The 2,738-nt window shown below is 62.2% G+C and carries 3 protein-coding genes; 2 read left to right on the top strand and 1 reads right to left on the bottom strand.

All coding sequences use genetic code 11. The features are described 5' to 3' along the window. On the bottom strand, positions 1-526 hold a 526-nt coding region (locus RIF72_RS19985), incomplete at its 3' end, for a tripartite tricarboxylate transporter substrate-binding protein (protein WP_309076526.1). A 215-nt stretch (positions 527-741) separates the two neighbouring features. Between RIF72_RS19985 and RIF72_RS19980 the strand changes: the two genes are divergently transcribed. Continuing rightward, entirely contained in the window at positions 742-1,554 is an 813-nt protein-coding gene (locus tag RIF72_RS19980; RefSeq protein WP_309076525.1) for an IclR family transcriptional regulator, read from the top strand. A gap of 120 nt (positions 1,555-1,674) precedes the next feature. Then, positions 1,675-2,738 (top strand): enolase C-terminal domain-like protein (locus tag RIF72_RS19975; protein ID WP_309076524.1); only part of this gene is annotated, 1,064 nt, incomplete at its 3' end.

The following is a 2,738-nucleotide window of genomic DNA, read 5'->3' as shown; positions in this document are numbered from 1 at the left end:
GGCCTCCGGTGCCTGCGCCGGAAGTGGCGTACTTGATGTTGTCCTTGGCCAGAAGGTCAGCAAGGGTCTTAACGCCGCTGTCCTTGTTGACCACCAGGATGTACTCTTCCTCGGACACCGGGGCGACGACTGTCATGTCGTCCATGGACAAGGCGTCGGGATCTTCAACGAAAAGCGGCGTGATGGCGAAAAGTGACTCGGCGGCCAGAACAGTGCTGTAGCCGTCTGCCTTGGAGTTCAGGACCTCTTTGGTGCCCACTGCGGTGTTGGCGCCGGGCTTGTTCTCCACCACGACACTCTGGCCCAGGGGCTCCTCGAGGGAGGAAGCCAGGGCCCGGGAAATCAGGTCGGTGCTGCCGCCGGCGCTGGAAGGAGCGGTGAGGTTGACGGACTTGGTGGGGAAGCTTTCGCCGCCCGAGCCGGCTCCGCCGGTTCCGGTCTGGACTCCACCGCAGCCGGTGAGGACGAGGGACAGGATGCCGATGCCAGTGAGGGTGGAGAGCGTGGGCTTCAGGGAGTTCATCATTGAGCTTTCCTCTGTTTTGGGCCTACGGGGAGAAGGCCGTGCAGGTGTAGTTATTCATTAGGTCTTGCTACCGAGGGGAGGGGTGGCCCGCGACTCGCCAAGCGAGAATCTGTAGCGCCTGTCTATATATGTAGACAGAAGATCGTGATGGAACTCATAATTGACTAGGAAGAACGTCAATGTCAAGGCCGCGGGCCGGATCAAGGAAGATCTGCATGAAGCAGCAACAACCGGCAGCAGCCGATATATCCACTGGTGGTGTGCGCGGAGTTAAATCTGCGGCCCGCACCGTTGAGGTGCTCGAACTGCTGGCAGCGCGGGGCAACGAGCCGGTTACAGTCCGCGAACTTTGCGACGCACTCGAGGCGCCACGAAGCAGCACCTATGCACTTCTCCGGACACTGACTGACCTTGGCTGGGTGCGAAGCGACTCCACGCGGTCCCTGTACAGCATCGGCATCCGGGCGTTGCTGGCAGGAACCACCTACCTGGATACCGACCCGTTGCTGCGTGTGGTGCAGCCGCACGTGGAACAAGTCAGCCGGCAGCTGGATGAGACGGTCCATTACGGACGCCTGGACCACACCGACATGGTTTACCTGGCCACCCACCAGTCATCGTCGTACGCCAGGGCCCAGAACCGGGTGGGACGCCGCCTTCCCGCCTACTCGACCTCACTGGGCAAAGCCGTCCTGGCCCAGTTCAGCGACGAGGAACTCGAACTGCATCTGCCGCCTACCCTGGCCGCGCTTACGCCGGCGACACTGACGTCCCGTGACGCGCTGCGGAAGGACCTTGAAGCCACCCGTAAGCGGGGCTACTCCATCGACGACGAGGAAAATACTCCCGGGCTGCGCTGCTTTGGCATCCCTGTGCCTATCCGGGCCGATGTGATTGATGCGCTCAGCTGCTCCGTGCCCGTGGAGCGGCTGACGCCTGCCTATGAGAAAGAAATAGTGGCGGCGCTCCGGTCCACCTCAGATATCACCCTGCAGATTGTCCGCGGGCTCGGCGGGCTGCTCGGCTAGTTTCGATACCTTCAAAGCATTTTGCATGTCCAAAACGGACTTGGACGGGCATGAGCGGCAGTGCCTAAGATTCCTTCAGGTCCCGCAGCAGCCGACGTCTTCCCAACAGAAAGTGATTTCGTGGCACACACCGAACTCCCCCAACACAGCCTTTCCAACCTCTCCCAGGTCATGGTTACGGGAGTCACGATCACGCCCGTCGCTTTCAAGGACCCTCCGCTCCTCAATGCCGTCGGCGTCCACGAGCCCTACGCGCTCCGTGCTGTTATCCAGCTCCACACCGACGCCGGCATCACGGGACTGGGAGAGACCTATGGCGATGCAGGCCACCTGGCACGGCTCCGCCTCGCGGCCGACGCCATCATCGGCGCAGACGTCTTCAACATCAACGTGCTGGGAAGCAGGATCGCCCAGGCCCTTGCCGGGGACACCATCCAGGGCGGGCATGGCATGAGCGGGATGGTGACAGGCTCCAGGACCGCCGACCGTGTCCTGTCTCCCTTTGACGTCGCTGCCTTGGACGTCCAGGGCAAGATCCTGGGCCGTCCCGTCAGTGACCTGCTTGGCGGCGCCGTAAGGGAGTCCATTCCTTTCAGCGGATACCTCTTCTACAAGTGGGCGGGCCACCCCGGCCAGGAAGACGATTCCTGGGGAGCCGCGCTGGACCCCGAAGGAGTCGTCAAACAAGCGTCGAGGATGGTGCGGGAGTACGGCTTTTCCGCCCTGAAGCTCAAAGGCGGAGTTTTCCATCCGGATCAGGAGATTGCCGCTATTCATGCTTTACGGGAGGAATTCCCCGGCATGCCGCTCCGGCTCGATCCGAACGCAGCCTGGTCCGTTCCTACCTCCATCGAGGTGGGCAAGGCGCTCGACGGCGTGCTTGAGTACCTGGAGGATCCCACCCCAGGTATAGAAGGTATGGCGCAGGTGCGTCGTGCCGTGCCTATGCCGCTGGCAACCAACATGTGCGTCGTGAGCTTTTCAGATATCCCGGCCTCCGTAGCTGCCGGTGCCGTGGACGTCATTTTGTCGGATCATCACTTTTGGGGCGGCCTTCGCCGTTCGCAGTCCCTCGCCGGCATCACGGAAACGTTCGGGCTGGGCCTGTCCATGCACTCGAACTCCCACCTGGGGATCAGCTTGGCAGCGATGGTTCACCTGGCGGCGACCACCCCGAACCTGGA

This window comes from Paenarthrobacter sp., assembly GCF_031180005.1.
Classification (GTDB): domain Bacteria; phylum Actinomycetota; class Actinomycetes; order Actinomycetales; family Micrococcaceae; genus Arthrobacter.
This window is presented reverse-complemented; position numbering and strand designations above follow the sequence as displayed.

Excerpts from the sequence above, each read along its gene's own strand:
- RIF72_RS19980 (WP_309076525.1), top strand. The coding sequence starts at position 742 with ATGAAGCAGCAACAACCGGCAGCAGCCGATATATCCACTGGTGGTGTG.